At 62.1% G+C, this 24,445-nt stretch carries 21 protein-coding genes, 2 tRNA genes and 1 pseudogene; 13 read left to right on the plus strand and 11 right to left on the minus strand.

Features of this window, described 5'->3' with window-relative positions:
• Genes H928_RS0119225 through H928_RS28800 form a run of 3 tightly spaced genes read left to right on the plus strand, consistent with a single transcriptional unit; the run spans position 1 to position 1,433 of the window.
• Positions 1–339 carry a hypothetical protein gene (locus H928_RS0119225; protein WP_021027963.1) on the plus strand — a complete coding sequence of 113 codons (339 nt, stop codon included), beginning with the start codon at positions 1–3 and terminating at the stop codon, positions 337–339.
• Between the two features lie 12 nt (positions 340–351).
• Positions 352–786 (plus strand): DUF4810 domain-containing protein, encoded by a 435-nt coding sequence (locus H928_RS28795; RefSeq protein ID WP_021027964.1) that lies wholly within the window; start codon positions 352–354, stop codon positions 784–786.
• On the plus strand, positions 783–1,433 hold the full coding sequence (locus tag H928_RS28800; protein WP_021027965.1) for a DUF799 domain-containing protein: 651 nt from the start codon (positions 783–785) through the stop codon (positions 1,431–1,433). The genes H928_RS28795 and H928_RS28800 overlap by 4 nt, the downstream gene beginning before the upstream one ends.
• A 256-nt stretch (positions 1,434–1,689) precedes the next feature.
• On the opposite strand, the pseudogene H928_RS31030 reads toward H928_RS28800, so the two are convergent.
• The 3 genes and pseudogenes from H928_RS31030 to H928_RS0119250 form a co-directional block, all read right to left on the minus strand.
• Positions 1,690–3,261, minus strand: a pseudogene (locus H928_RS31030) (IS1182 family transposase).
• A 139-nt stretch (positions 3,262–3,400) separates the two neighbouring features.
• On the minus strand, positions 3,401–4,330 hold the full coding sequence (locus H928_RS0119245) for a hypothetical protein (protein WP_148293225.1): 930 nt from the start codon (positions 4,328–4,330) through the stop codon (positions 3,401–3,403).
• A 264-nt stretch (positions 4,331–4,594) separates the two neighbouring features.
• On the minus strand, positions 4,595–5,113 hold the full coding sequence (locus H928_RS0119250; protein ID WP_052330124.1) for a MarR family winged helix-turn-helix transcriptional regulator: 519 nt from the start codon (positions 5,111–5,113) through the stop codon (positions 4,595–4,597).
• Positions 5,114–5,194: 81 nt separating this feature from the next.
• Here H928_RS0119250 and H928_RS0119255 point away from each other — a divergent pair, with 81 nt between their 5' ends.
• From H928_RS0119255 to aliA, 4 genes are all read left to right on the plus strand, one after another.
• Complete coding sequence (locus H928_RS0119255; RefSeq protein WP_027011130.1) at positions 5,195–5,959, plus strand: SDR family oxidoreductase; 765 nt, start codon at positions 5,195–5,197, stop codon at positions 5,957–5,959.
• 28 nt (positions 5,960–5,987) lie between these two features.
• Positions 5,988–6,770 carry a 2-ketocyclohexanecarboxyl-CoA hydrolase gene (gene badI, locus H928_RS0119260; RefSeq protein ID WP_021027969.1) on the plus strand — a complete coding sequence of 261 codons (783 nt, stop codon included), beginning with the start codon at positions 5,988–5,990 and terminating at the stop codon, positions 6,768–6,770.
• 24 nt (positions 6,771–6,794) lie between these two features.
• Positions 6,795–7,946, plus strand: a complete 1,152-nt coding sequence (gene aliB / locus H928_RS0119265) for a cyclohexanecarboxyl-CoA dehydrogenase (protein ID WP_021027970.1) — start codon at positions 6,795–6,797, stop codon at positions 7,944–7,946.
• Positions 7,947–8,008: 62 nt separating this feature from the next.
• Entirely contained in the window at positions 8,009–9,652 is a 1,644-nt protein-coding gene (gene aliA, locus H928_RS0119270) for a cyclohexanecarboxylate-CoA ligase (protein ID WP_021027971.1), read from the plus strand.
• On the opposite strand, the gene H928_RS0119275 is transcribed toward aliA, so the two are convergent.
• From H928_RS0119275 to H928_RS0119285, 3 genes are all read right to left on the minus strand, one after another.
• Positions 9,653–10,150, minus strand: a complete 498-nt coding sequence (locus H928_RS0119275) for a DUF421 domain-containing protein (RefSeq protein ID WP_021027972.1) — start codon at positions 10,148–10,150, stop codon at positions 9,653–9,655. It abuts the gene before it with no gap.
• A 252-nt stretch (positions 10,151–10,402) separates the two neighbouring features.
• Positions 10,403–11,662 carry a glutamate carboxypeptidase gene (locus H928_RS0119280; protein WP_021027973.1) on the minus strand — a complete coding sequence of 420 codons (1,260 nt, stop codon included), beginning with the start codon at positions 11,660–11,662 and terminating at the stop codon, positions 10,403–10,405.
• 374 nt (positions 11,663–12,036) lie between these two features.
• Entirely contained in the window at positions 12,037–14,421 is a 2,385-nt protein-coding gene (locus H928_RS0119285; protein ID WP_084635877.1) for a DUF3300 domain-containing protein, read from the minus strand.
• Between the two features lie 282 nt (positions 14,422–14,703).
• Here H928_RS0119285 and H928_RS0119290 point away from each other — a divergent pair.
• Together H928_RS0119290 and H928_RS0119295 are read left to right on the plus strand one after the other, a co-directional pair.
• Positions 14,704–14,793, plus strand: a tRNA-Ser gene (locus H928_RS0119290).
• 15 nt (positions 14,794–14,808) lie between these two features.
• Positions 14,809–14,885: transfer RNA gene (locus H928_RS0119295), tRNA-Arg, on the plus strand.
• Between the two features lie 153 nt (positions 14,886–15,038).
• Here the strand turns inward: H928_RS0119295 and H928_RS0119300 are convergent.
• The 5 genes from H928_RS0119300 to H928_RS0119320 form a co-directional block, all read right to left on the minus strand.
• The gene (locus H928_RS0119300; RefSeq protein ID WP_021027974.1) at positions 15,039–15,671 is read right to left on the minus strand and encodes a LysE family translocator; all 633 of its coding nucleotides are present in this window, start codon (positions 15,669–15,671) and stop codon (positions 15,039–15,041) included.
• 92 nt (positions 15,672–15,763) lie between these two features.
• Positions 15,764–16,612 (minus strand): AraC family transcriptional regulator, encoded by an 849-nt coding sequence (locus H928_RS0119305; protein WP_021027975.1) that lies wholly within the window; start codon positions 16,610–16,612, stop codon positions 15,764–15,766.
• A gap of 145 nt (positions 16,613–16,757) precedes the next feature.
• Positions 16,758–17,945: an alpha-hydroxy acid oxidase gene (locus tag H928_RS0119310; RefSeq protein WP_021027976.1), complete on the minus strand. Its 1,188-nt coding sequence runs from the start codon at positions 17,943–17,945 to the stop codon at positions 16,758–16,760.
• Positions 17,942–18,622, minus strand: a complete 681-nt coding sequence (locus tag H928_RS0119315; RefSeq protein WP_021027977.1) for a Fe2+-dependent dioxygenase — start codon at positions 18,620–18,622, stop codon at positions 17,942–17,944. The genes H928_RS0119310 and H928_RS0119315 overlap by 4 nt, the downstream gene beginning before the upstream one ends.
• A gap of 172 nt (positions 18,623–18,794) precedes the next feature.
• Positions 18,795–21,011 (minus strand): TonB-dependent siderophore receptor, encoded by a 2,217-nt coding sequence (locus tag H928_RS0119320; RefSeq protein ID WP_239645019.1) that lies wholly within the window; start codon positions 21,009–21,011, stop codon positions 18,795–18,797.
• A 746-nt stretch (positions 21,012–21,757) separates the two neighbouring features.
• On the opposite strand from H928_RS0119320, the gene H928_RS0119325 reads away from it, so the two are divergent.
• The 4 genes from H928_RS0119325 to H928_RS33640 form a co-directional block, all read left to right on the plus strand.
• Positions 21,758–22,405 carry a PepSY-associated TM helix domain-containing protein gene (locus tag H928_RS0119325; RefSeq protein ID WP_021027979.1) on the plus strand — a complete coding sequence of 216 codons (648 nt, stop codon included), beginning with the start codon at positions 21,758–21,760 and terminating at the stop codon, positions 22,403–22,405.
• A gap of 34 nt (positions 22,406–22,439) precedes the next feature.
• Complete coding sequence (locus H928_RS0119330; RefSeq protein WP_027011134.1) at positions 22,440–22,961, plus strand: DUF2271 domain-containing protein; 522 nt, start codon at positions 22,440–22,442, stop codon at positions 22,959–22,961.
• Positions 22,962–22,994: 33 nt separating this feature from the next.
• Entirely contained in the window at positions 22,995–23,795 is an 801-nt protein-coding gene (locus tag H928_RS0119335; RefSeq protein ID WP_021027981.1) for a DUF4198 domain-containing protein, read from the plus strand.
• Positions 23,796–23,996: 201 nt separating this feature from the next.
• On the plus strand, positions 23,997–24,445 hold a 449-nt coding region (locus H928_RS33640), incomplete at its 3' end, for an FAD:protein FMN transferase (protein WP_373604930.1).

The following is a 24,445-nucleotide window of genomic DNA, read 5'->3' on the forward strand; positions in this document are numbered from 1 at the left end:
ATGATGTTCAAGGGATTGCGTGGAGCCACGCTGGTGCTAGGTGCACTGATTGCAGGCGCAAGCCTCACCGCCTGTGTTCAGATGCCCACCGAAAAGCAGGGTGTGGTGTCCCTCAAGCCACAGATCACTTTCCGTCTGGCCCATGAAAGCTTGGGCAATGCAGCCGTGGTGCTGGACGGTCTGCAGGTCGGAACGGCAGGTCAGTTCCAGGCAGGGCAAGCGGCCCTGCAAGTGGAGCCCGGAACACATCAACTTGTGGTGCAAGGCAATGGCAACACGTTCATCAACGAGAAGTTCTACGTGGGTGACGGTGTGACCAAGACGTTCGACATTCGCTAAGAGTCAGTACACATGAAGTTTTTCGACAAGCATGTTCAAGGGCTGCGATCCGCTGCCCGGTATGCGGCTGCGGGAGCGGCGCTCGCGTTGATGACGGGTTGCGCAACCAATCAGAATCTGTACGAGTGGGGTGGCTACGATGCCGCGCTCTACAGCACCTACAAGAGCCCAGAGACGGTGGTAGAGCTGCAAACCAAGCTGGAAACCCATATCGCTGCGATGACGCAGGCCAAGCAAAAGGTGGCACCAGGTCTGTATGCCGAGTTGGGATCGCTTTACCTGCAGGCAGGCAAGACCGATGAAGCCATCGCGCAGTACAACAAGGAGCGCGAACTCTGGCCGGAAAGCCGCACGCTGATGGATTCGATGATCAAGACGCTGGAGAGCCGCTCCAAAGCGACCCCGGCAACCAGCGACAAAAAGGCGAACGGGGAAGTCACATCATGAAGGGTTTCATCTCTCGTATCTCCACCTTGCTGCTGCTTGCAAGCAGCGCGTTGTTGGTAGGCTGCCAAACCACAGCGCCCAAGCGCGATCTGGCCGCTTATGAAGCCGCTAACCCGCGCTCGATCGTCGTCGTGCCGATCGTCAACAAGTCGCTGGATGTGGATGCACCCAACTATGTGCTGAGCGCATTGCCCGTGCCGATTGCGGAAAAAGGCTACTACGTCTTCCCGGTGAACACGACCAAGATGGTGCTGGAGCAGGAGGGCTTCTACGAGCCTGAGCGCGTGCATGAGCAACCGCCCGAGACCATCGCCAAGATGTTTGGGGCCGATGCGGTGCTGTTTGTGACCATCAACCAGTGGGATGCGCAGTACATCATTCTGTCGACGACAGTGACGGTGGACTTTGAGTACCGGCTTGTCAGTAAAACCGGTGAAGAGCTCTGGAAAAACACGCAGCGCATGCAATATTCCCCGAACAATTCCAACGGGGGCTTGATTGGGATGTTGGTCAGCGCAGCGATTGCCCGTGCCGCGCCCAACTACATGCCGCTGACAATACAGGCCAATAGCATGGCGCTGCGGACCGGGCAGAATGCACTGCTTGATGGCCCCTATCTGAAAGAAAAGCTACCGCAGCAAAAGTAAGAAAGCGCGTCAAGCGCCTTCTGTGCGTATGCTTAAAAAGGCTCGATGGTATCGAGCCTTTTTGAATTGCTCGTTATCTCCAGGCCGCAGCAACCCTGCGCTTGGACGGCGCACCGGAGTCTCCGCCATGTACTCCTTTTCGGTACCCGGAGTGGCAGTTCTCCCACCCAATTACGGTCGCCAGAAAAAAGGAGAGCTTGCGCTCTCCTCAGGTTGCTGATAAACCCCCGTTTTTTCAAACGGGGGTTTTTTCTTTTCAGTTTGCAAGCCGATGTGCAGACCTTGATACCCACCGCCGGTAAAACTTTTGTGATGCGCACTGGGCTTGTTTGCGCTGCTCCCAGCCGCTCCTAGCTGCTTTAAAAAGCTGTAAAAGCCGCGCCAGCAGCAACGCGATCTTCTTCATGTTCTGCGCGCACGCTGCCAGCAGGCATTGCTCCGTCACCTTGGACAGACCCCGCATGCGCGCGTAGCGGTGGCCGTGCAGCTGCTTGGCATCAGCAAAGCTGCGCTCTACTGTCTCTTTGCGGCGCGCGTATACCTTCTTTCCCCACTCACTCAGCCGTCTGGCATCTACCGCCGCTTTGGCCCACTCCCACACATGGCGCGTGACCACCTTGGTCATGTTGGCGCTTCGCGTGCAGCGCTGGCGCTGATCACAACCGGCACACTGCGCCGGGTCTGAGTGGTAGAGGCGGTAGCCTTGTCGGTTGGTGGTGCGGTAGTGCAACTGCTGGCCTTGCGGGCACAGGTAGATGTCTTGCTCGCTGTCGTAGCTGTACTGGCGTTTGTAGAAGTAGCCTGCCTTGTGGGTGGGAGTGCGGTAGCCCATTACAGCAGCGATACCTCTTTGCTCCAGGCCGTAGCAGACCTGTGGGGTGAAGTAGCCCGCATCGAGCCCGACGGCGTAAGGCGCCAGGCCAAAGCGCTCGCACTGGCGCTCCAGTCTTTTTATGTACGGCTGGCTGTCGTGCACATTGCCTGCGGTGACGTGCGTGTCGGTGATGATGGCGTGCTTGCTGTCGACTGTGCGGTGGTCCAGGTAGAAGAATCCCCTGGGTTTGTCGTCTCTGACCATGAAGCCGCTGTCCGGGTCGGTGCGGCTTTACTTGATACGCTTGGTTTGCACGGCGCCGCTGGCTGCATCCGTGCTGGTGGCATCGGGCGCATCGCTGTCTGTGGCGCTCGCTGCGCTGCCGCCTCTGTCATCGTCTTCAGAATCTACCTCTGCGCCCTGCGCCCGCGTGCGGGGCTTGAATGGCTTCTTGCCTGCAGCTATGCGGTCTGCATCTATGGCCTCTTCGAGCTCTTGCAAATAGGCGCTTGCGCTGCACGCTACCTCCACCTCGTCGTGTTTGTTCTTGTTGGCGTTGGCCTTGAGGTGGGTGCTGTCGCTGTAGAGCACCTGGCCCTCAATCATTCCTCGACCAATGGCCTGGAGCACGATCTCGTCGAAGATCTCTTGGTAGATACCGCTGCCAGCAAAGCGGCGCCTGCGGTTTTGGCTGATGGTCGAAGCATCAGGCACTTTGTCCGTCAAGCGCAGCCCCAGAAACCAACGATAGGCCACGTTGACTTGTACCTCGCGCATGAGCTGGCGTTCGCTGCGAATGCCAAACAGGTAGCCGAGGAGCAGCAGCTTGAACAGCACTACCGGCTCGATTGCAGGGCGCCCGTTGTTGGCGCAGTACAGATGTGCAACCCGCTCACGGATGAAGGACAGATCGATAGCCGCTTCTATCTTGCGCACCAGGTGATCGGCTGGTACCAAGGATTCGAGTGTCACCATCTCCAGCTCATGCTGGTACGCGCTTGGCTCTTTAAGCATTCCCCCATTATGAACAAAACCCGCCGTTTTTATGGGCGGGTTTGTCAGCAGTCTGAGGAGAGCTTGCGCTCTCCTGGATTCTTCCGTCTCAGTGTGCGCCGGTTGACGGATGGTCGCTGGCGGACAATGGCGTTTTAGTCTAGGACGAGCGCTGAGCCAGTGCCTTACCGTCCTGCGACATGGTGCGCAGATGACGTTCCACGCGCAGGAAGACCACGATCATCATCAAGAACACGAACGACCACAGCAGCACGGTGAACACCAGCAGATTGCTGGGCTCGATCAGGCGCTCCAGCCAGCTGGGCTTGGCTGTTGACATCTCGCTCTCACCCGCCTTGGCGCTGAACACAATGCCATAGTTGAGCAGCAGATTCGTCACCACCATCGACGTGGTTTGCTTGTTGATTCCCTTTTGCACTTGCGGGTCGGCCAGCAGGGCTTTGAGCGCCTGTGGTGCGCCCAGCGTGAACGAGCGGCCTGCCTCATAGCCATAGCTGCTGATAATGCTGCGTGTTTGCTGCAGCAGCACCTCGCCGATGCTGGTGGGCTGGGGTTTCCAGCCTTCGCTGTCGGCCGCATCCGAGGCCGCTGCAGTGGCTGCCGCCGCCGCGTCTACCGCGTCCATCTCCTGGCTGGCCCGCTCTTTGGCCTGCATGGTTTCCACCAGCGCGGGCAGTGCCTGCATGGCTGCCAGGCCTTGCTCCTCGTTGTCTCCTTCCAGTTTCTTGCGTTGCGCAGGGTCGCGCTCGATCGCGGCGCGCAATACCGCGTCGACCTCTGCAAAGGCCGCTACTACCGCAGGGTCGGCGGCCAGTTTGCCATCGCTCAGGGTCTGGTTGGTATCGTCATAGCCAAAGTCAGAATAGGTAATCTTCTTGAGTTCTTCTTCGCTGATTTTGAGTGCAGCCCAGTCACGGTTTGGGTGCATATCTTCGGCGGCAGTACCCGGTGTGGGTTTGTGCGCAGCCCCCCAACTCCACAGCGCAAAGTTGAACAAGGTGAACAACACCAGTACCACCATCACCAGGCGCATCAGGTACAGCAGCGCACTTTCTATTTTTCCGAGCATGTATTCCATCCCTCATGGATTTTGACAACCCGCGAGTGTGGCATGTGGCTATGGCGAGATGGCAGTTATTGTTCATTGCGATGGTTACTGATTGTTGATTTATCAATCACCCAGGCAGAGCGTTATCGAATTGGGTATTGGAGTGAGGGCACTGTCAGCGGTACTGGTTATTGAAAATCAGGCTAGTGCCATGCGGTCGAGCTGTTTTGTACGGCATAGGCGGCCTCGGTGTTTGAAGCTGCGCGGGTTCGGGTATTTCGGCGCTCAGCTCTCTTCCTTACCCGCATTCTGCTGCGCATCAATCGCCTTCATGTTGTCCAGCAGCTTGAGCAGGTAGTGCAGGGTGTGGACCATGTCATTGCTCGAGAACCCTTCGAGCGCCTGCTCGTAATAGCGGCCAATCGACTCAGCCGCATCGTGCTGCCACACCTGTTGCCCGGCGGGGGTGAGCTGCACCAGGCGGGAGCGTTTGTCCGCCGGGTCGGGCACGCTGTGCACATAGCCGGCGGCCTCCATGCGTGAGAGCAGGCCGGTCAGGTTCTGGCGGCTCACCAACAGGTAGCGGGCCAGGTCGCCCATGCCCATGCCCTGCGCGGATTCGGGCCGCGACAGCGCGCCCATCACCGCCCACTGTTGTGTGGTCAGGCCCTGGGCCTCGACCGCCTTGGTCCCTGTTTTATGCAACATGTTGGCGCATTGGTAGAGCTTGAAGTACAGCCGATTGGCCAGATCGGTGCGCAGTTGGTTCGGGTATTCTCTAGGTGTTTTGGCGGTTTTGCTCATGATCGGGATATTGCCATGGCCTGGCATTTGTGTAAATATATTGTCTAATTAAACGATGCAATGCGCAAGAAAGGTGGAATCATGGCACGTTTTGATGGGCAACATGTTGTAGTAACCGGTGGCGGTGGAGGCATTGGCGGGGCCTCCTGCAAGCGCTTTGCCGGCGAAGGCGCCCGGGTGACCGTGCTCGACAAGCAGCTGGGCGCCGCGCAGGCGGTGGCCGATGCGATTGCAGCGGCCGGCGGTCTGGCGCAGGCGCTGGCCTGCGACATCACCGACCGGGCGAGCGTCGATGCCGCCGTGCAGCAGGCCGAGCAATGGGCTGCGATTGATGTGCTGGTCAACAACGCTGGCTGGGATGTGTTCAAGCCCTTCACCAAGACCCATGAGAGTGAATGGCAGCAGCTGATTGCCATCAACCTGGTGGGCGCCTTGCACATGCACCATGCGGTGCTGCCGCGCATGGCAGAGCGCAAGGCGGGGCGTGTCGTCAACATCGCGTCTGACGCGGCGCGCGTGGGCTCCTCGGGCGAGGCGGTGTATGCCGCCTGCAAGGGCGGGCTGGTGGCGCTGTCCAAAACCCTGGCACGCGAGCATGCCCGCCACAACATCACCGTGAACGTAGTCTGCCCCGGCCCCACCGATACCGCCTTGTTCGCCAGCTACAAGGAGGGCGCGGGCAACCCCGACAAGCTGCTCGAGGCCTTTACCCGTGCGATTCCGCTGGGCCGCATCGGCCGGCCCGAGGACCTGCCCGGCGCGATCCTGTTCTTTGCCTCCGCCGATGCCGCCTATGTGACCGGCCAGGTCATCAGCGTATCGGGCGGCCTGACGATGGCCGGTTGACGGCCCCCCCATAAATAAGGAGACTGGTATGGAATTCGAAGACATCCTCTACGACGTGCGCAACCATGTGGCCTGGATCACCATCAACCGGCCCGAGAAGATGAATGCCTTTCGCGGCACCACCTGCGACGAGCTGATCCGCGCGCTGAACAAGGCGGGGTATGACAAAAGCGTGGGTTGCATCGTGCTGGCCGGCGCGGGCGACAAGGCTTTTTGTACCGGCGGCGACCAGTCGGCCCACGATGGCAACTACGATGGCCGTGGCACCATCGGCCTGCCGATGGAAGAGCTGCACGACGCCATCCGCAATGTGCCCAAGCCCGTAATCGCTCGCGTCCAGGGCTATGCGATTGGCGGCGGCAATGTGCTGTGCACCATCTGTGATCTGACGATCTGCTCGGACAAGGCCGTCTTTGGCCAGGTGGGCCCCAAGATGGGCTCGGTGGACCCGGGCTATGGCACGGCGTTCCTGGCGCGTGTGGTGGGCGAGAAAAAGGCGCGCGAGATCTGGTACCTGAACAAGCGCTACTCGGGTGAAGAGGCGGTCGCCATGGGCCTGGCCAATATCTGCGTGGCGCCAGAGCAGCTCGATGCCACCGTGCAGGAATGGGCCGAGACCATCTGCGAGCGCAGCCCCACCGCGATTGCGATTGCCAAGCGCAGCTTCAACATGGACACCGCGCACCAGGCGGGCATTGCCGGCATGGGCATGTATGCGCTCAAGCTGTATTACGACACCGATGAGTCGCGCGAAGGCGTGGCTGCGCTCAGGGAGAAGCGCAAGCCCGATTTCCGCAAACACGCCAAGTAACGCAGCCTGCCGCAAGAGGTGCCTATGAATCCGTACCTGAACGATGACTTGATGAGCCTGGCGGCATCGGTGCGCCGGTTTGCTGATGCGCGCGTGGCGCCGGGCTTTCTGGAGCGCGACCGGACCCGCGTGCTGGACCGCAGCCTGATGCGCGAGATGGGCGCGATGGGCCTGATTGCCCCTGAGCTGCCCGAGCACCTGGGCGGCCAGGGCCTGGGTTGCCTGGCTGCCGGAGTCGTGCATGAGGAGCTGGCGCGTGCCGACCTGAGCATGTCCTATGTGCCACTGCTGGCATCGCTCAATGCGCAGATCCTGGCCGCCCATGGCCAGCCGGATGTGGCGGGGCCCTGGTTGCAAAAAATGGTGGCAGGCGAGGCGCTGTGCGCGATTGCGCTGACTGAGCCCCGGGGTGGCTCGGACGCAGCCAACCTGCGTCTGCGCGTTGAGCGCGATGCAGAAGGCTACGTGATCAACGGCGAGAAGACCTCGATCTCTGCCGCAGACCAGTGCGATATCGCCGTGGTATTTGGCCGCACCGGCACGGTGGAATCGGGCGCGCATGGCGTGACAGCGTTGCTGGTGCCCATGGATGCCCCTGGCATCACGCGCAGCCGCTTTGATTGCCATGGCCAGCGCGCCATTGGCCGGGGCTCGCTGTTCTTCGACAATGTCCGTGTGCCGCTCTCGCACCGCCTGGGTGATGAGAACCAGGGCTTTGTGCAGGTGATGCAGGGCTTTGACTATTCGCGCGCGCTGATCGGCCTGCAGGTGCTGGCCGTGGCGCGTGCGGCGCTCGACGATGCCTGGCAGCACGTCACCCAGCGCCAGGCCTTTGGCAAGCCCCTGTCGGCGTTTCAGGGGGTGTCGCACCCGCTGGCGGATTTGGATACGCAGGTCAGCGCCGCGCGCCTTTTGTGCCTGCAGGCGCTGTGGCTCAAGGACCAGCGCAAGCCCCACAGCGCCGAGGCGGCCATGTGCAAATGGTGGGCCCCCAAGCTGGCCTATGACTGCATCCACCAGTGCCTCCTGATGTTGGGCCATGGCGGCTACGACCGGGGCGTGATGGAGCAGCGCCTGCGCGATGTGCTGGGCTTTCAGATCGGTGATGGTACGGCCCAGATCATGAAGACCATCATTGCCCGCGACCGGGCGGGCAGGCAGGCCGTGCCGGCATAGCCTCGTGATTCGCTCCCAAGCGCAGCCAACAAGCGCGGAGCCCCAACCCACAGGAGACAAGCATGCAATTTGATGCCGTATTGCTGGCGCCGCGCCGTGCGCAAATGCGCAGCCAGGGCTGGTGGCGCGACACCACCATCAACGATGCGCTGGACCAGGCGGCGCAGCAGTGGCCCGACCGGCTCGCGCTGGTGGGGCAGCGCACGGGCGAGGGCGCTGCGCAGTTCTTTAACTACGCGCAGCTGGCGCGCATGGCCGACCGGGTGGCCATTGGTTTGTGGCGGCTGGGTCTGCGGCCTGCCGATGTGGTGGCCTGCCAATTGCCCAATGTCTGGCAGTTTACGGTGCTGTACCTGGCATGCGCACGCATCGGCGCGGTGCTCAATCCCCTGATGCCCATCTTTAGGGAGCGCGAGTTGCTGTTCATGCTGGGCCACGGGGAGGCCAAGCTGGTCGTGGTGCTGAAGGACTTTCGCCATGTCGATTACGAGGCGATGCTCAAAAGCATTCAGCCCCAATTGCCACAGCTCCAGCACATGGTCGCCATCGGTGGTGCCGGCGCAGACAGTTTTGAGGCGTTGCTGACCCAGCCTGAATGGGAGCGCGATGCCGATGCCGTGCAGATCCTGGGGCGCCACCGGGCCCCGCCCGATGCCATCACCCAGCTCATCTACACCAGCGGCACCACGGGCGAGCCCAAGGGGGTGATGCATTCGTCCAATACCTTGATGGCCAATGTCCATGCCTATGCCGAGCGCCTGGCGCTGGGGCGTGACGATGTGGTGCTGATGGCATCGCCCATGGCACACCAGACCGGCTTCATGTATGGGCTGATGATGCCGGTGATGCTGGGCGCCACGGCGGTGCTGCTGGACGTGTGGAATGCTGCTACAGCCGCCCAGCTGATCCGGCAATGGCGCTGTACCTTCACGATGGCATCGACGCCGTTTCTGGCCGATCTGTCACGCGAAGTGGCTGCCAGCGGGGCGGTGCCCAGCCTGCGTACCTTTCTGTGCGCCGGTGCGCCCATCCCCGGCCCCTTGGTAGAGCAGGCGCAAGCCGCCTTGGGGGCGCAGATCATCTCGGCCTGGGGCATGTCGGAGAACGGCGCCGTCACCACCACCTTGCCCGGCGATGGCGCGCTGCGCGCGGTGGAGACCGATGGCCTGCCCTTGCCCGGCGCGGAAGTCAAGGTGCTGGACGACCTGGGCCAGGAACGCCCGCGCGGCGAGATCGGCCAGTTGTGGGTGCGTGCCAATTCCAACTTTGGTGGTTATCTGAAACGCCCGCATCTCAATGCCACTACGCATGACGGCTGGTTCGACACCGGCGACCAGGCGCGCATGGATGCGCAAGGCTATATCCGTATCACCGGCCGCAGCAAGGATGTGATCATCCGCGGTGGCGAGAACATTCCGGTGGTGGAGGTGGAGGCCTTGCTCTACAAACACCCTGCCGTAGCACAGGCTGCGGTGGTGGCCTATGCGGACGAGCGCCTGGGCGAGCGGGCTTGCGTGGTGATTGTGCCCAAGCCTGGCGCAGTCGAGCCGACGCTGGCTGACCTGACCGACTTCTTGCGGGCGCAGAAGCTGGCGCCGCACTACCTGCCCGAACGCCTGGTGGTGCTTGCAGAAATGCCCGCCACGCCCTCGGGCAAGATCCAGAAGTTCAAACTGCGCGAACAGCTCAAGGCCGCGCTGCCGTAGCTATACCGCGTCCGACGCGCCCGAGGAGCTGTCCCGGTTGCGCAGCACAATCGTTATCTGCCCGTTGGTCTCAATCGTCGCCTGCTCCACCTCATAGGTGTGCAGGCAGCCAGCGCCGCGCAGTGCGGCCTTCAGGTCATCGCTGGTGATGAGCTCGGCATCCATCACCTGGCGGTTGACCTGGCCGTTGGAGATCAACCGCTTGGGGATCCCATCAACCCAGCGCGACACCCGCCTGCTGCGGTAGCTCAGTTGCGCGACGATGGAGTGGCAGGCGATCAGGGTCGTGGCCGATATCAGCCCGCCGATCAGCGAGTTGTCGCCCGCGTTCATCGAGTTCTGCACCGCGTTCGACAGGATCAGCAGCAAGATCAGATCGAAAGGATCGTATTGGCCAATCTGGCGCCGGCCCGTGAGCCGCAAAAACACCAGCAGGAACGCGTAAACGACAAAGCCGCGAACCACAAACTCCCACCACGGAACACTCATCGAGAACATGGCATGACTCCTCTGAAGCTCGGGGCGGGCAGCGCCTGCATGCATGCCGAGGCTGCCCGCTGACTTGGCAATGATAGTCCGCAGTGGCTGCCCGGCACGCTGTTGCCGCGTACGCGGGCAGGCCCCGGCGGCGTCGTCTTTTTTCGCCAGTGCTGGCGCTGCATCCAAAGGGTGGTTGCTCGCGATGGATGCCACAAATAAAAAGGCGCCAGTGTTGGCTGGCGCCTGGAGAGCAGAGGCGGGCTGGACTGCTTACATGCCCTGGCCCAGATCGGAGATCAACTGCGCCGACAGGTAGAGGCGCCGCGCGATGGGCTCGGTCAGCACATACTCGGCCAGGTTGGAGTGGTAGTTGGCGCCAGGCAGGCCCAGGCCTTCAATCACCGGCTTGCCCGACAGCGCGGCGTAGGCGGCATCCGATCCACCACCGCCGCGCGTGGTGTACATCTCGGATTTGCCACCCACATCGGCATAGATGGTGATGGCCTTCTGGATCAGCTTGACGCCATCGTCGGTGGCGTTGAAGGCGGGGCGGCCCCGGGTCAGGTTGATGTCGATGGTGGCCCCATGCACATGCGGCAGCGATGCGGCCTTGTCCAGCATGCCCTTCATCAGATCCAGATCTTCATTCTTGCCATAGCGCACATCGGCATTGACCACGGCCTTGTCCGGGATGATGTTGGTGGCGCTGCCGCCAGCGGTCATCGTGGTCCAGTTGAAGCCGCGTTCCTTGGCCTTGTCCTGGATGTCCTGCGTGCGCAGCACCAGGGCCGAGGCTTCGGTCAGCGCGTTGATACCCGCCTCTGGCGCCACGCCGGCATGCGATGCCTTGCCATGCACCACGGCCTGCACATAGGCAATGCCCGAAGTGGCGGTGCCAAAGCCTTCTTCCAGGCCCGAAGGCTCGTAGGAGAGCACATAGTCATGCGAGGCTGCCAGCTGCTGGATCAGATCGCGCGAGCCGAAGGAGCCCTTTTCCTCATCGGTGTTGAACATCACCGTGATGGTCTTGAACTTGCTGAAGTTCTGCGCCTTGAGCAAGCCCAGGCTGTGCAGAATCACGGCGATGCCGCCCTTGGCATCGGCAATGCCCGCGCCGTAGGCCTTGTCGCCCTCCACCTTGAAGGGTGCCGTGGCCAGAATGCCTCGTGTGTAGACGGTGTCCATGTGTGCCATCAGCAGCAGGCTCTTGGTGCCGCTGCCTTGGAAGGTGCCGACAATGTTGTCGCCCACGACGCCCGCTTCTGCCTTGTGGCGCACCACATTGGCCCCCAGCGCCTGCAGGCGCGCTTCCAGGTAATTGCCCATCTGCGGAATGCCGATGGCGTCATTGGTTCCCGTCTCGATGTTGACCAGTTCCTGCAGCGTCTGCAGCACTGCCGCTTTCTCGGCCTGCGACGCCTGGTCGAGCACGGCGTTGTAGCGCAGCGAGGAGGCGCTGCTGTCGGAGCAGCCCGATACGGACAGGGAAAGGGCCGCAGCAGCGGCCATGGCCAACAAGGTTTTTTTCATAGTAATCATTGGGTGGGGGAGTCTCTTGAAAGCGTCACGGGATTGTCATGTGACGGTTGCAAGCATAAGAAAGGAGCTCCGCTGCGGCGGTCACGGCTGGGACAAGTGTGGTGGTCACTGCCCGCGCGGTCACCGCTTGCGCCCATCTCGGGCTGCGGCATACCCATGCCCGCGCTGACCAGCCTGCTGCAGCGATGGCCACGATTAAGCTTCCGCGTAACCACCGGCAGACAAGAGGTTCCTATGGCCCCAACTGTGATCGCTTAGCCGTCTGAGGATGCGGACAGCTACCTTCCCATGGGGCGGAATCAGCATGCCCATGCCATCCCGCGCAGTGCCCGCATCCCTGGCGCGCCAGACAAAGTCAAGCGGACTTACTCACGGTCGCGGCGTTCGCCGCGTTGGCCTTCACGCGCTTGCGGGTGGGCGCCTGACTGCGCCTGCTGGTGCATCTGCTGCTGGCGCATTTGCTCTGCTTGCGCATGCTGTTGTGCCCGCATTTGTTGCTGCATCTGTTCTTGCTGGGCCCGTTGCTGTGCCATCTGCTGCTGGCGCGCTTGCTCCTGTTGGGCCCGCTGCTGCGCCATCTGCTGTTGGTGCATCTGGTCTTGCTGGGCGCGCTGCTGTGCCATCTGCTGCTGCTGGCGCGCTTGCTCCTGTTCAGAACGTTGTTGCGCCATCTGCTGTTGGTGCATCTGGTCTTGCTGTGCGCGCTGCTGTGCCATCTGCTGCTGTCGCGCTTGCTCCTGTTCAGAACGTTGTTGCGCCATCTGCTGTTGGTGCATCTGGTCTTGCTGTGCGCGCTGCTGTGCCATCTGCTGCTGTCGCGCTTGCTCCTGTTCAGAACGTTGTTGCGCCATCTGCTGTTGGTGCATCTGGTCTTGCTGTGCGCGCTGCTGTGCCATCTGCTGCTGTCGCGCTTGCTCCTGTTCAGAACGTTGTTGCGCCATCTGCTGTTGGTGCATCTGGTCTTGCTGTGCGCGCTGCTGTGCCATCTGCTGCTGTCGCGCTTGCTCCTGTTCAGAACGTTGTTGCGCCATCTGCTGTTGGTGCATCTGGTCTTGCTGTGCGCGCTGCTGTGCCATCTGCTGCTGTCGCGCTTGCTCCTGTTCAGAACGTTGTTGCGCCATCTGCTGTTGGTGCATCTGGTCTTGCTGTGCGCGCTGCTGTGCCATCTGCTGCTGTCGCGCTTGCTCCTGTTCAGAACGTTGTTGCGCCATTTGCTGTTGGTGCATCTGGTCTTGCTGCGCGCGCTGCTGGTCCATTTGCTGCTGGTGCGCTTGCGCTTGCTGTGCGTGCTGTGCTTCCAGGGGTTGGCCGTGTGCTGGTGGCTGGGCCATCGGTTGTGCCATGGTCAGCCCGCCGGGCCGTTGATGGGCTGGCGCTTGGGCGGTCTGGGCATGGGGGTCTGCAAGCGGCTGCATGGCTGCTACGGCGCCGGGACGCACCATGGGCTGCATGCCCGGGCTGGTCGGCAACTTGGGCGGGTCACCCGCCTGGCGCTGGCTGAATGCATAGGCGCCTGCTGCCGCCGCCGCCGTGGCTGCGCCCGCAGCCAGGGCAGGCCCGTGGCCGCCGGGGAGCACGCCGGTGGTCATCGCAGGTCGGGCGGGCTCGGCCACGGGCGCATTGTTGACCACATGCACATTTGTGGTGTTATGGATGTTTTCCACGACGGTGTGGGAGTTGGATATGTAGGTTTGGTTGTTGTAAACAACGGCGGGACGCGCCAACGGTGGGGGTGGACGGTTACCCCGGACCCAGTTGCCAGGCTGACCAGGCTCGCCCCAATGGACGTGCCATGCATTCCAGCCCCAGGGGTGGCTGATGACCTCGGTCACTGCAACGCCGACGCCAAAGCCAATCAGCCCGCTGACTGCCGGCGCAGCGAAGCCACCTACCACGACGGGAGCTGGGGGTGGTGGAGGGACGGCATAGCTGTAGCCACTGTAGACAGGAAGCGATGCGCCATAGACCACGCCGGGGTCGTACTGCGGGACGTAGACCGTGGCGGGCTCAGTAGGGGCGATTTCGATGAATTGCCGTGGCGGCTCGATGACCGGCGCAGTCACCAGCACTTCAGGTGCTGCATCGCTGGGGGTATAGCTTTTTGGGGGCGCGGCGTCGGTCACCAGCTTGACCTTCAGGTGGCTGGAATCCTTGAGCGAGCCTGCCTTGTAGGCGCGGCCACGCATCACCTGGATGGCATTCATCACGTCGACGGGATCGTTGTAATAGGCCTTGCCGAGTGCGGTCGTCCATGGCAGGTTCGATGCCATTTGCCTCAGCACGTTGGGAAACAGCGTGAGCGACTTGATGGAGGGATCCCAGGGCTGGGCATTGGCCACAGTGCTGAGCGCACTGGCCTTGAGGCCTGGATTCTGTGCAAGCCAGGTTTCGGCAGCGCTGACCTGGTCGGGGTAGGTGGAGCCCGCCAGGATTTGCGCGACCAGCTTGTCCGGGTACAGCGCGATGGGCGCCACCATCTGGTAGAGGATGTCGGCAGATGGCGGCGTGTAGGCGGCTTGCACCACAGCGGACGGCGCGGCGGCGGGCGCCTGATTGGCAGCGGCGTTCTCGGCAGGGGCGCTGGCCACCTTGTTGGTATGGCCATCGTCATTGCACCCGGCCAAGGTCAGTGCTGCAGCCAGTGCTACCAGCCCGATCCGGAGGCCGCCTACGCGGACGCCGCCTGCGAGCAAAGGCGGTGGCAACGCGCGGGTATGAAGAGGTTCAAGGCGGTCAACTGCTGGGGACATGGTGCTCTCCTGAAAGCCGGCGGTGGTTGGTAGTGGCCCAGCGCTTATCGCTTGCCCCAAAACCCACCGCATGCCTGCACAACGCCATGCTGCGGCTGCCGTTGACGGCGCGGCGTCAGCCAGACGCGCTTTCCGCCAAGCCTTAAGTTTGGCCTCAGTTTGGGTGAGGGGCCAACCCTTCCTGCCCGTGTTGACCACCCTCCAAGCCATCAATTTCCAAGAAATCTGCGTTTCTTCCCGAGACCCGCAAATTGCCTGCTATAATTTCAGCTTCGGCGCTGCGGAGAGGTGGCAGAGTGGTCGAATGTACCTGACTCGAAATCAGGCGTACGTGCAAACGTACCGAGGGTTCGAATCCCTCCCTCTCCGCCATGGCATCGATAATTAGCGGCTGTAGCTCAGCTGGATAGAGTACTTGGCTACGAACCAAGGGGTCGTGGGTTCGATTCCTGCCAGCCGCACCAAACGTCAAGCCTCAGAGTAGAAATACTCTGAGGCTTTTTCGTGTTTGTGCCATGCGGCGCATGGTTGGTCCTGTTGTTCTTTGATTTGAAGGTCTCAAGGGCGCTGCGGGATTGGAGATCCCGCTCAGACATAGCCTCCCGCAATTCAGGCCATCAACCCAGCCCCAGCGCCGCGATCACCCCCAAAGCCAGCAGGATCAGCACGCCACCCGAGATACGCTCCAGCCAGGGCAGTGCTCGCGCAAAGCGCCGCAGCACCGCCGGGTTGCCGATCAGTGCGGCAATCAGCAGATCCCAGAGCAGCACGATGCTGAACATCCAGCTGCCGTACACCAGCTTCCAGCCCACACTGGCATGCGGGCCCGTCAGCATGGCAGCCAGGCTGGCGTAGAACAGCGCGTTCTTGGGGTTGAGGATGCCCGAGAGAAAACCCATGCAGGCGGCGCGGCGCCAGCTGGTGCGGGCAGGGGCCTCCTGGCCTGGGCTGGCCGCAACGCCCAGCGCACTTTTACCTGCATGGCGGATAAACAGCAGGCCCAGGTAGAGCAGATAGCCGCAGCCGGCCAGCTGCAGCAGGGTGAACAACTGGCTGCCCGGCTGGAGCGCGGCGACACTGGCAAAGGCCATGACGATAAACACGCCATTGGCCAGCGCGATACCAAGGCAGGCGGCGCCAGCACTGCGCCAACCGCTGGCCAGCGAGGTGCGGGCGATCAGAAAAAAATCAGGACCGGGGGAGAGCAGCGCCAGAAAATGGACGGCGGCGATCAGCAAAAACTCTTGCATGCAAAAGGACCAGGCGGGGAATGGCCTTGCATGGTGGCGGCTGCCGCATGCCTTGTATTGAACGAAATTGCAGCGCTTGCTATGGGCTACGACTAATGGGTCTTGCGAAAGCAGCCCGGCGTGACGCCGGTATGCGCCTTGAACACCCGCTGAAAATGCGCCTGGTCGGCAAAGCCCAGCTGCAGCGCCACGGCGGCTATGCCATCGGGCCCGCGCAGCTGCTGCTTGGCCAGATTGATGCGCTGGTTGAGCTGCCAGGCATGGGGCGCCATGCCCGTTGCCTTGCGAAAGGCGCGGATGGTCTGGTAGCGGCCCATGCCTGCCAGATCGGCCAGCTGGTCCAGCGGGATGCTGGCGCACGGGCTGGCGCGCAGGCAGTCCAGCGCCGGGCGGATCTGCCGCGCCAATTGCGTTGGTACCGCTAGGGCGTGGATGTGCAGGCCTTGCTGGCTGTCGAGGTCGCCGATGAACTCGACCAGGCTGGCTTCCTTGTCGGCCACGTCGGCCTGGGAGAACAACTGGGCATTGAGCTGGCAGAAGCGCTGGTAGCGGGCCGGGTCATTGACGATGCGCACTGGCTCATTGGCCATGCTGGCCGGGTCGGCGTATTCCTCACGCAGCGCCTGCAGCCAGGCGGCATCGAGGTGCAGCATCTGGTAGCTCCAGGCGGCATCGGGCGCAGGGTTGCAGGCATGCACACGCTCGGCCGGCACAAAGACCAGGGCGCCTGGCGACAGCCGGACGGGGCCGGCCTCCGCGCCGGTGAAGACGCTGTGGCCGCCATCGACCGCGCCGATGGAAAAGCTCGGGTGGTGGTGCGGCTTGTAGCAGGCCCGGCTCTGGCTGGCGCGGCGGCTTTCCACAAAGGGCAGGGCCGGGTCGCGCCAGAACGCCTGGGCCGCAGCGCTGCGCTGCGTGAAGGTGGGCGTTGGGGCGGGCATGCAATGGCTCTGAACAGGTGCTTGGGTCAATCAGCGGGGGATTCTCGCATGGCATTGCCAGGGGCGTTGTTCGGCTTGTGTACCCCGTGCGATGGCCCGGCGGCCGCCAGCCAGACGCTCAAGTGCTGGGAATGCCCAACCAGTTTCACTTCCTGTCAGGGTGGCGTGCTTCACACAGCAGTGCTTCGTGGATGTCCTGCAGGCCTGCGCAACCCATCTGTGCCATCACCAATTCCAGCTCTGCTCTTAACACATGCAGCATGTGCGCCGTGCCCAGCATTCCTGCTACCGCGAGGCTGTAGAGCTGTGGTCGTCCTAAGAAGACAACGCTGGCGCCAAGTGCCAGTGCCTTGAAGACATCGGTCCCATAGCGAACACCGCCGTCCAGCATGAGCGGGATGTGCGGGCCGACAGCGCTGCGGATCTCAGCGAGTGCATCAAGCGCCGAGATGGTGCTGTCGAGCACACGGCCACCGTGGTTGGAGACGATGAGCGCATCGGCGCCCAGCTCCAGCATCTTTCGCGCAGAGTTAGCGGAAAGCACCCCTTTGATGATCAGGGGGAGGTGTGTCTGTTGGCGTAGCCACCGTAAATCGTCCCAGCAAGGTGCACTGTCGGCAAGCGCAGAGCCGAACAGCACGCTGTCGCTCATCAGATCACTGACATGCACTATTGGGGGAGGCAGTCCCCGCAAGTTGGCGGGCTCCACACCCGGGGGCAGCGGGAAGCCCGAACGTTTGAGGCCTGCATCCACCGTCCAGACAATGGCTTGGTAACCTGCTTCTTCGGCGCGGCGCAGAAGATCGAGGCTGTGGCGGCGCTCAGGCTGCTGGTAGAGTTGAAACCACATGGGCGCACTGCGTCCCAATTCCTGGGTTGCCGCTTGCGCAGCAGCGATGGTCTCCTCGAGTGTGTAGCTGGAGAGGGTGCTGACGACAAGACCCGTTTGCATGGCCATCGCGGCTCGTGCAGTGGCGAGTTCACCTTCGGGATGGGCCAGGCGCTGGTAGGCGACTGGCGCCAGCATCACAGGCCACCTCAGTGCTTGGCCCAGGATCGTCTGCCTTGTGCTGGCGCCAGCCAGATCACACAGCGATTCAGGCCTGAGCAGGATGCGGTCAAATGCTGCACGATTTTCTGCCATCGTCAGCCCCTGGTCTGCGCCGCTTTCGATGTGGGCCCATGATTTCGCTTCGATATGCGCTATCGCGTGGCGCGCATAGTCGGAGACTGAGCTGATATCGGGCGGAATCTGCTGGAGCGGGGCTTTGATGGGTTGGCCCATGGCATTGGCCAAAGCGGGGGCCGCAGCGATGTCGTTGGAGCCGTTCATACCTCGGACCACATGCGCAGCAGGTTGTGATAGGTGCCAGAAAGCGCAGCAATGCGCGGATGGCTTGGGTGATCGCGCTCCAGCATTTGAATAGATTGGTCGAGATCGAACAACAGCCGTCGCTGCGCATCGCTACGAACCAGGCTTTGTGTCCAAAAAAAACTGGCGAGCCGAACACCCCGCATCACCGGGTTGACGCGGTGCATACTGTCGCCGGGATAGACAATGGCATCCCCTGCGGCCAATTTGACGGTTTGTTCGCCATACAGATCTTCGATAACGAGCTCGCCTCCGTCGTATTCATCAGGGTCCGAGAAAAACACCGTGGTGGACACATCGGAGCGCACGCGGATGGCGGAGCCCGGCATGTTGAACAGCGCGTTATCAATGTGGTTGCCGTAGGTGCCACCTGCCGCATAACGGTTGAATCTTGGCGGCAATACCTTGGCGGGGAGTGCGGCAGCCAGAAACAGGGGATTGTGGCCAAGCCGGTCAAGAATCAGGTTGCCCATCTGCATGCCCGCCTGGCTGTCCAGTGGCAATTGCTGGTTGTCCTTTACCTTCATGGCCAGATGGCCAGCGGTAGCCTTGCCATCTTGCCAGTCGATTTGCGCCAAGGTCGCGCGGCATTGCTCGACATCCTTCGGTGTTAGCAGGGCGGGAATACGTAACAGCATCAGCGTAATACTTCCAGCGGCGGTGCCGCTATCTGGTGACCGAACCTAGGGTGTCAACATTCAAGGGATGATAGCGCCTGGCTGGGCGCCTTATCACACAGTGCGATGCTAACGAAAAAGCCCCGCGTTGGCATGTGCGCGGGGCTCAGGTCGTAGCCGACTCTATGGGCAGTTAGAAGCGTGCCTGCAGCGTTGCAATCACCGAGCGGCCGTAGCCAGGCGTTGCATAGTGCGTCGAGTACGTGGACGCGTAGTACTGCTTGTTGGTCAGGTTCTGGATATTCACCTGCAGGCTCAGGTTCTTGGTGAATTTGTAGCTCGCCATGGCGTCAAATCGCATGTAGCCAGGGATGGCACGCGTGACCAGATGCCCATCGGTGGTGTAGCCGTAGCCGCCGACTGCCTCGCTTTGGCCGAATGCGCCCAGGCCCAGCGTGAGCTGAGCGTCAGGACGGTAGTTGACCCACAAACTCAGGCTGTGTTTGGGCGTGTTGGGAAAGGCCATGCCCGTCCCTGCCGCAGGGCGGCCGGCAAGCGCACCGGAGGTGACCGTGCCGATCTCGGACTGCTTGCTGTCCATGAAGGTATAGCCAGCAAAAACATCGACGTCCTTGGTGACGCGACCTGTCAGGCCCAGCTCCAAGCCGTTGACCGCTTTCTTGCCGACCATCGAGGCGGTGCCGCCGGTGGGATCGATGACCAGGGCATTGGAGGTCTCATTGCGGAAGATGGCCGCGGTGACGCCCAGGCGTTTGTCCAGCAGGTCCCACTTGGTGCCAATCTCATAAGAGCGGGTCTTCTGGGGCTTGAGCAGATCAGCATTGGTCACCGGCGTGCGGCCGCTGGTTGGGTCGATCGTCTGGCTCTCCAGACCTTGTCCCAGCACGCTGTTGCCGGGGGTGGAGGAGGAGCCGACGTTGGCATACAGGCTGCCGTTGGGAGCCACCTTATAGACCAGTCCGAGCTGGTAGTTCAGCAGGTTGTCATTGCGCTCGTATTCGATGTTCTTGGCATTGGTGACGCTCGTGTTGTAGTGGTCCAGGCGAAGGCCTCCATTGACGATCCACTCTGGCGTCAGCGTGACGGTGTCGAATCCGTAGAGCGAAACGGTGTCGCTCTTGTAGTTGGTCCAGCTGTTGGCGCGAACCAGCGATCCGGTCCAGGGATCGTTGCCATTGGGGCTCGAGAGGCTGGTGCACATATAGGGCGAACCGCCTGCAATGCACTGGTTGCTGTTGGCGATGGCGTTGCCATTGGCATCCACCATGCTGTAGCTGTCCACCTTGGACCGTTCGGTCGCCAGCTCCAACCCGAATGCGTAGCTGTGCTTGACGCTGCCCGTTTCGGCTTTGCCCGTTAGCTCGGTGGCATTTTGCAGGCTGTAGGTCTTGGAGTAGCGCGAGTTCAGACGGCGCCAGACCTGTCCGTTGGCCACATTGCCCTGGCTGTCATCGGGCTGGGTCCAGGCATAGTCCTGGGTGGAGCCGCTCCAGCGCAACGTGTTGCGCAGCTTGTTGGTGTCGCTGAACTTGTGTTCGTAGTTCGCCGAGAACCGGTCTCCGTTTTCCTTGTATTTATCCCGCGCGGTCAGTCCGTACCAGTTCTCGCTGTTGCCGCCATTGTCGGGGCGCAGCGTGATGTCTCGGGTGGATGCTGGCACCGTGGTCTTGTTGTAGTAGTACGGAACACCGCCATCGGGAATATTGTCAATATCCAGGTGCTGGTAGGACAGGGTGAGCTGGTCAGGGGTGCCAAGACCAAAGGTGATGCTCGGCGCAATGCCCCAGCGCTTGTTCGTCGGGCCTTCGCGACCTGGAATATCCGCATCGTGTGCCATGGCATTCAAACGGATCGCGGTGGTTTCATTGATCACCCGGTTGATGTCGATGGTGCCGCGCTTGTAGTTGGCATTGCCTGCGCTCAGGTCGGCATTGAAGAAGTTTTCTTTGCTTGGCGCCTTGGTGGCCATATTGATCGAGCCGCCTGCGCCGCCACGCCCACCATAGGCGGAGTCCGCACCTTTGACGACTTCGACGGTCTCGATGTTGAACATCTCACGCGAGCCCGCTGCGATGTCGCGCACGCCGTCCACATAGATGGACGATTGCGAATCATTGCCACGGATGAAGGGGCGGTCACCCGAAGGATTACCTCCTTCTCCGGATCCCATCGTGATGCCTGGGCTCAGGCGCAATGCATCCGTCAGCGTGGTGCTGCCCGTTTGTTGAATCACCTCTTGCGGAATGACGTTGACCGTCTTGGGGGTGTCAATCAGGGGCGCGGTGAATTTGCCCTGGGTGGCGGTCTGGGGGTTCAATACCGTGTCGGCAGTATCTTGTACCTTGACCGTTGGCAAGGTGGCTTCTTGCGCTGGCTGTTGCTGTGCCAATGCGTTGGCACCCATCAGGCATAGGCCGGCAGCGAGTACAACCTGCGTGAGTTCGCAGTGAAGACCAGCACCTACATTTGAATTTGTTGTGTTTTGGTTCTGTGGCATGGGAGGGCGGGAATGAAAAGACGAGATGCGGTGCATAAAAAAAATATGCCGCATTGCGAATTTTATTGCGATTGATAGTGATTCTCGGTCAGGATATGAGACCGAGGTGACATCTTTACATCGCTTCCACAGCCGGTAAGCGCGTACTTTCAGAAATTCAATGTTGCACATTAGCAACAAACAGAATCCATTCTGATTTCTGAGTCCGCAGCGTCTGCGCAAAGCATCGCCGCGTTGGGGCCGCTGCCGAAAGTCTGGCTTTCAGTTTCTGGCTTCGGTTTCTCCATCCTCGCCCCAAAGAAAATCCCGGGCGTCCATTTTGCGGCTTCCTTGCCCAGCCCAGGGGGCCTTGCATATCGCGCGCCTGCGCCGCTTGGTCTCGGTCTGGCCTGGTTCCCAAAGACAGGCCAAAGACTTTAGACAGCCGCGTTGCCGCGTCGCCGGAATAGGTTCGATCGCTGGAGTCCGAGGCCATGCATTCACGCGCTGGATGGCGTGGCTGGTCAGACTTGCGCAGGGCTCCCTTTAACGGACTTGGTGCATTTCCCATCGGTAAAGTATTTGAAAATGAGATTCATTACTGTTTATTTTCCTTAAAATCCCAGCTTTTCCTGGGCCCGGGCCTGCCCCCTCTCCGCATGAAAGCCAACGCGTCTTCCTCCTCGCAGCGGGCCTACTGGCTCAAGACCTTGCATGAATGGCACTGGGTCAGCTCCGCCATCTGCCTGGTGGGCATGCTGCTGTTTGCGGTGACGGGCTTTACGCTCAACCATGCCGGCCAGATCGAGGCCAAGCCCGCCGTGGTGCTGCGCGAGGGGACCTTGCCCGCGCCGCTGCTGCAGGGCCTGCAACAGGCGGCTGCAAGTCATAAAGAGGCCGCAGACGCAGCCCAGGCGCTGCCCGCCGATGTGCAAGGCTGGCTGCGCGCAGAGCTGGGCGCCGACACCCGCCAGCGTGCGGTGGAGTGGAGTGAAGACGAGGTCTATGTGGCCTTGCCCCGGCCGGGTGGCGATGCCTGGGTGCGCGTTGCGTTGGGCGATGGGCAGGCCGAGCATGAATCCACCGACCGGGGCTGGATCTCCTACTTCAACGATTTGCACAAGGGCCGCCATGCCGGCCTGGCCTGGACCTGGTTCATCGACATTTTTGCGGGCGCCTGCCTGGTGTTCTGCATCACCGGTCTGTTCATTTTGCAGATGCATGCAGGCCGCCGCCCCATGACCTGGCCCATGGTGGGCCTGGGGTTGCTGGTCCCGGCGCTGCTGGCGCTGCTGCTGGTGCACTGACGACACCCACACCGACTTATTCTGAGGAGAGCAAATGACAAGCACTGTTTCGCGTTTCACCGTGGCCTTGACGGCGGTGGCCGGGCTGCCGGCCGTCGCCGGTGGGCTGAATGTCGGCGTTGAGCTGCCACGCCTGGAGGTGGCCGAATACCACCGCCCCTATGTGGCCATCTGGCTGGAGCGCGCCGATGGAACAGTGGCAGCCAACCTGTCGGTCTGGTATGAGGTGAAAAAGCGCGATGCCGAAGGCGCCAAATGGCTCAAGGACATGCGCCAGTGGTGGCGCCGCACAGGCCGCGAGCTGAGCGTGCCCATCGATGGCGTGACCCAGCCCACCAAGCCGGCAGGCAAGCATGCGCTGTCGTTCTCCGAAGGCAGCAACCCGCTGCCCAAGCTGGAGCCAGGCCAGTACAAGCTGCAGATCGAGGCCGCACGCGAAGTCGGTGGCCGCGAGCTGCTGAGCATTCCTTTTGAATGGCCCGCCAAGCAGGCCACCAGCCTGTCGGCCCAGGGCAAGACGGAGCTGGGCGAGATCAAGCTCGAACTCAAGCCCTGATCCAACACACCTACATTTTTGAGGAGAGTCCCCATGTTTTCTGCCACCCGTATTGCCGCCGCGCTGGCGCTGAGCTGTGCCGCCCTCGGTGCCCAGGCCCACAGCGTCTGGATGAAGCCTTCGAGCACCGTGCTGTCCAAGGCGGACTGGGTCACGGTCGATGCCGCCGTGTCCAATGACATGTTCTTCTTCAACCACCGCCCGCTGGGCCTGGACAAGCTGGTGATCACGGCGCCCGATGGCAGCACGGTGGAGCCCAAGAACGCCCACAAGGGCGAGCTGCGCAGCGTGTTTGACCTCAAGCCCGAGCAAGCGGGAACCTACCAGCTGGCCATCGTCAACAGCGGCGTCATGGGCTCCTACAAGGATGCAGCCGGCCAGATGAAGCGGCTGCGCGGCAGCGCCGACGAGATCGCCAAGCAGATCCCCGCCGATGCCAAGGAAGTGCGCGTGGCAGAAAGCATCAGCCGCATCGAAACCTTTGTGACCATGGGCAAGCCCAGCCCCCTGCGTTTGAGCGGCAAGGGCCTGGAGCTGGTGCCTGTCACCCACCCCAACGATCTGGTCGCCGGTGAGGAAGCCACCTTCGCCTTCCATGTCGATGGCAAGCCGGCGGCCGATGTTGAAGTGGTGCTGGTGCCCGATGGCAAGCGCTACCGCGATGCCGTCAACGAGATCAAGCTCAAGACCGATGCCCAGGGCCAGGTCAAGGTGAAGTTCCCCACCGCGGGCATGTACTGGCTGGATGCCGACGTCAAGGACGACAAGACCTCGACCCCCATCGCCAAGGAACGCCGCCTGGCCTATGTCGCCACCCTGGAAGTGCTGCCTTAAGGCGCGGTCGCCGGTGACAGCAACACGGACAAGCGCTGGCCTGATCGCGGAGCGTCTATGAGCACGGCACCGCGCATCCACTATGGCACCGGCATCTGGCAGATCCCTCAGGCCCAGGCCCGGGGCGAAGGCCAGTCTGCCCTGGCGGGTCAGGCTTTAGCCGGCCGCTCCTTTGCATCCCCCGCCTGGAGGGCGCCGGCAATGCAGCATGCGCAGCATGGCAGCCTGCACAGCCTGCAGGGCGCAACGATGGGCACCACCTGGTCGCTGCGTCTGGCCAACCCCGACTACGCCCCGCTGGCGCCGGTCCAGGCGCTGGTGCAGCAAACGCTCGATGCCGTCATCGCGCAGATGAGCAACGGGGAGGCGGCCCCCTGCCTCTCGCGCTTCAATGGCGCCGCTGCAGATACCTGGCATGTGCTGCCTCCTGAGTTGGCACAGGTGCTGGATGCGGCCCTCTACTGGGCCCGCGCCTGCGATGGCGCCTATGACCCGACCGTCGGCGCGCTGGTGTCGCTCTGGGGCTTTGGCCCGCGTGCAGACCCGCACGCGCCGCACAGCGGCCAGCCACCTGCGCAGGCCGCTATTGACCGCGCGCTGCAGGTCTGCGGCCACCAGCGCCTGCAGTGGCAGGCGCCGCGGCGGGGGGT

Origin of the sequence: Comamonas sp. B-9, assembly GCF_000410635.1 — a bacterium.
Classification (GTDB): domain Bacteria; phylum Pseudomonadota; class Gammaproteobacteria; order Burkholderiales; family Burkholderiaceae_C; genus Comamonas.